The 3653-nt window shown below is 64.2% G+C and carries 3 protein-coding genes and 1 pseudogene; all 4 read left to right on the top strand.

The window, feature by feature from the left end; genetic code table 11:
• A pseudogene (locus DM816_RS40885) lies at positions 1 to 118 on the top strand (IS5 family transposase); the annotation flags it as partial.
• 29 nt (positions 119 to 147) lie between these two features.
• Positions 148 to 327, top strand: coding sequence for a hypothetical protein (locus DM816_RS40880; protein WP_211589076.1), 180 nt, complete (start codon positions 148 to 150; stop codon positions 325 to 327).
• Positions 324 to 2720, top strand: a complete 2397-nt coding sequence (locus DM816_RS40875; protein ID WP_246002726.1) for a tyrosine-type recombinase/integrase — start codon at positions 324 to 326, stop codon at positions 2718 to 2720. The genes DM816_RS40880 and DM816_RS40875 overlap by 4 nt, the downstream gene beginning before the upstream one ends.
• Positions 2717 to 3475, top strand: coding sequence for a DUF6193 family natural product biosynthesis protein (locus DM816_RS40870; protein ID WP_162908384.1), 759 nt, complete (start codon positions 2717 to 2719; stop codon positions 3473 to 3475). The genes DM816_RS40875 and DM816_RS40870 overlap by 4 nt, the downstream gene beginning before the upstream one ends.
• Positions 3476 to 3653: the final 178 nt, after the last annotated feature.

The raw sequence follows: 3653 nt of genomic DNA, 5'->3' as shown, positions 1-3653 counted from the left end.
CGTGGAATGCGGTATCAACCGGCTAAAGCGAAACCGGGCGGTGGCCACAAGGTTCGACAAACTGGCCGTGCGCTACGAAGCCGTCGTCCACATCGCCGCCATCAACGAATGGCTCTGATCCCACTTCTTAAACACGCCCTAGCGCGGATGGGCTGGGAGGTGCATGCGATCGCTGCCTTTGCCGGGCACCACTCTACCGAGTCGACGCTGCGGTACATCCATCTGTCCGGCAGAGACCTGGCCGACAAGCTGTCTCGCGGCATGGAACAGATCCACTCGTGGCGTGTACAGATGCTCACCGACACCATCGGGCAGGTGGCGAAGTGAGCACCACCGCACGGCGCCTCAAAAGCGTTAGCGAGCATGAGGATCGGCGTTGGCGGTGGCCGATCGACCGGCAACGTTACCACACGAGGATCGCCGTCGATACCGATGAGATCGAGGCGATTCGTGGGCTTGGCATGGCCAACCTGCGCAGGTTCGCTGGTCACGACAAAGCAGCTCCGGGCTGGGCGGCGATCCGTCGCCTGCTTCAACCGCTGGACGATGTCGCAGCGGTCCTGGACTCTCCACCCTCGACGCATTGCCAGCGCGCAATGGCCGACGCGACCGCAGTGATCCTGCTGCGCTGCGCGGACATGGGCCGCTCCTACTGGTCGTGGACAGCGCAGGACTGGACCCAACTGATCGGCGTCGACCAGCAGGCGTTCCGGGCGGTTGCGCCGACCTGGGCTGATGAGGCGGTCCGGCCGTATCTTGCCGCCCAGGCCTATTTGCTGAGCGGCTTCAACGACTTCCACCGTTTGGGCCGGTTCAGCCGCTTGAACCTCGCCAGGCGCATCTTCGGGCGTGATCGCGTGGACGGCCAGATCAAAAGGCTTCGGGTCGTGCTGGCCGGATGGGGCTACCAAGTCGGCCGCGATGAAGACGAGCTGCTACCGGGGGTGGCATGCCAGGTCTTCCTGCTCAATCGCAGCCCGTACGTAGACGAACTGAACACCGAAGTGTTCGACCGCATCCGCGACGAGCGGTTGCTGCAAGATAGCCGCCGTAACACGTTGTACTCGATGCAACGAGCCGTTGCCGCTCTTGGCTTTTGCGACCCGCCACTGCGAGCCGACCGCAGTGCGCAACGGGCAATGGGAGGTCCACAGCTGTGGGCGCAGTGGGTCGATCGCTGGTATGCCACTTCGACCTTGACCCCGCATGTCCGTGGCAGTTACCGAGCCAACCTGCTCAAGGTCGGGCGCTGGTTGTCCGCCGAGCATCCGCAGGCTGCCGATCCAGCAAGGTGGACACGGCAGACCTGTGCCACCTGGATTGCGGCGCTGGACCGCATGCACGTCGGCGACTTCGTGCAACGCACCGTCGGAATCCGTGACCGCGTCGGTAAACCCTTGGGGGCGGCCACGAAGGCGACCGTGCTCACCGCGACCAGAACGTTCTTCCGCGACTGCCAGGAGTGGGAATGGCTGCCCCGCCGGTTCGACCCGCAGCGGGCGCTGGCCACGCCTCGAAGCATCGCCGCCCTGCTGGGCCCGAATCCTCGCGTCATCTCCGATGACATATGGGCAAAGCTGTTGTGGGCCGGGCTTAACCTGCAGCCGTCCGACCTGCCCGACGGAAGCCTGGCCGGGCAGTTCTACCCGATCGAACTCGTCCGCGCGGTAACGGTCACCTGGCTGTTCAGCGGTCTGCGCAGCGACGAGATCGCCCGGCTGCGGCGGGGTTGTATCCGGTGGCAGCACAACGATGTCCCCATCGCAGGCGACTCCCGGCAAGTGCTCGCCCGCGATGCGGTCTGCCTGCTGGATGTCCCATCACACAAGACGGGGACCGCGTTCACCAAGCCCGTCGATCCGATCCTGGGCCAGGCCATCGAAGCCTGGCAGGCCGTCCGGCCGTCCCAGCCCAAACTGCTCGACCGGCGCACCGCCGAGAAGGTCGACTTCCTGTTCGCGTTCCGGGCTCACCGAATCGGGTCCACCCACCTCAACGGCACCATCATCCCCATGCTCTGCCGCAAGGCCGGCATCCCCGCCCAGGACATCCGCGGCGCCATCACCAGCCACCGAGCCCGATCCACCATCGCCAGCCAGCTCTACAACGCCAAAGAGCCCATGACCCTGTTCGAATTGCAGGCATGGCTTGGACACCGCTCACCACAGTCAACAGCCTTCTACGCCAAGATCGCCCCGACCACCCTGGCCAAGGCCTACCACGACGCCGGCTACTTCGCCCGCAACGTGCGCACCATCGAAGTGCTCATCGACCGCGACGCCGTCACCTCCGGCTCCGCAGCCACTGGCCAACCATGGCAGTACTACGACCTGGGCCACGGCTTCTGCACCTACACCTTCTTCGAACAGTGCCCCCATCGGATGGCCTGCGCCAGATGCGATTTCTACGCCCCGAAAGCCTCTACCCAGGGCCAACTACTGGAGGCGAAAGACAACCTGCAACATATGCTCGCCCGCATCCCGCTCACCGACGACGAGAAAGCCGCGGTCGACGACGGCCAGGCCGCACTCGACCAGCTACTGCAACGACTCGTCGATGTCCCGACGCCGGCCGGCCAAACGCCACGCCAGATCGGCATCCCCGCCACCGCCACCATGCTGCCGATCATCAACCTCAACACCGGTTGCCCACCATCGGCATCCAGTTGCGGCACGGACCCGTTGCGAATCGGCGTCTCTGAGGCAGAGTTGACGCCGTGACACCACCGCCACGGCCCCATTTCGTCCGCCTTTACCCTGAGATCGGTCAAGCAGGCAGCCTTCAGACCGCAATACAAACTGCGCTCGACCACGCTGGTTATGAACTGACCGCGCTGCTGACAAGTTCCCCCGGTTGGTGGGACTGCGCGACGTGGGTGGATAACGGCAATCGGCACGTGAGCATCGTCCTGGGCAGCCAGGAACGCTGGTTCCTCATGGAGTTCTGGGAACGAGGCGTCAGGATGGCCGACGGAAAAACCACCGACTTGGCAGCCGCGGCCGGTGCCACCGGCCTCTGGCAGACCGGCTCACGCCTGCGAGAACTACAGGCCGCATGGCCGTTCGTTCGCTACGGCAAGCTCGCCGAAGCCTACGAACACGGCAATCCAGTCGAAACCAAGTGGGAGATCTATCGCCAAAGCCAAGCCAGACACATCGACCACGACCTCATCGAAGCGGCCTACGCCCAGCCGAAGCTACGAGAGCTCTTTCCCTTCACCAGCCATGCGACGCTGCACCTGAGCCGCTGCGCTCGATACCCATTCACCGCCGACCTTCCGGCAATCACGCCCGTCGCAGATGGGACCTATGAGGTCGCCTGGCCAACCGACTCACCCTATGGATCAGGAACCGTAGGCCGCGCCGACACACCGCAGGACGCGATCGCTCTCGTCACCAGCCACCTCCCTGATAACTACGGGCACGCGGTCGATGCCACCGCTAAGGATGGGCTTGACAAAACAGATTCCACATAATGATCCGGTTGACCTGGCCCTCGACGGCGCCGGAGGGGAGTGTAATGTAAACGGTGGAAATCGGACGAAAGGGAAATCCGATGAAGACCGTGACGAACATTCCGGTACAGACGAACACCGATGAGGCGCAGCCGGGTGCGGAGGAGTTGCTGGGCCGGGTGCTCGACGATGACACCGT

The organism is Allorhizocola rhizosphaerae (assembly GCF_003426775.1).
Taxonomy (GTDB): Bacteria; Actinomycetota; Actinomycetes; order Mycobacteriales; family Micromonosporaceae; genus Allorhizocola; species Allorhizocola rhizosphaerae.
Note: the sequence above shows the minus strand (reverse complement) of the source record. Positions and strands in the feature narration are given on the sequence as shown.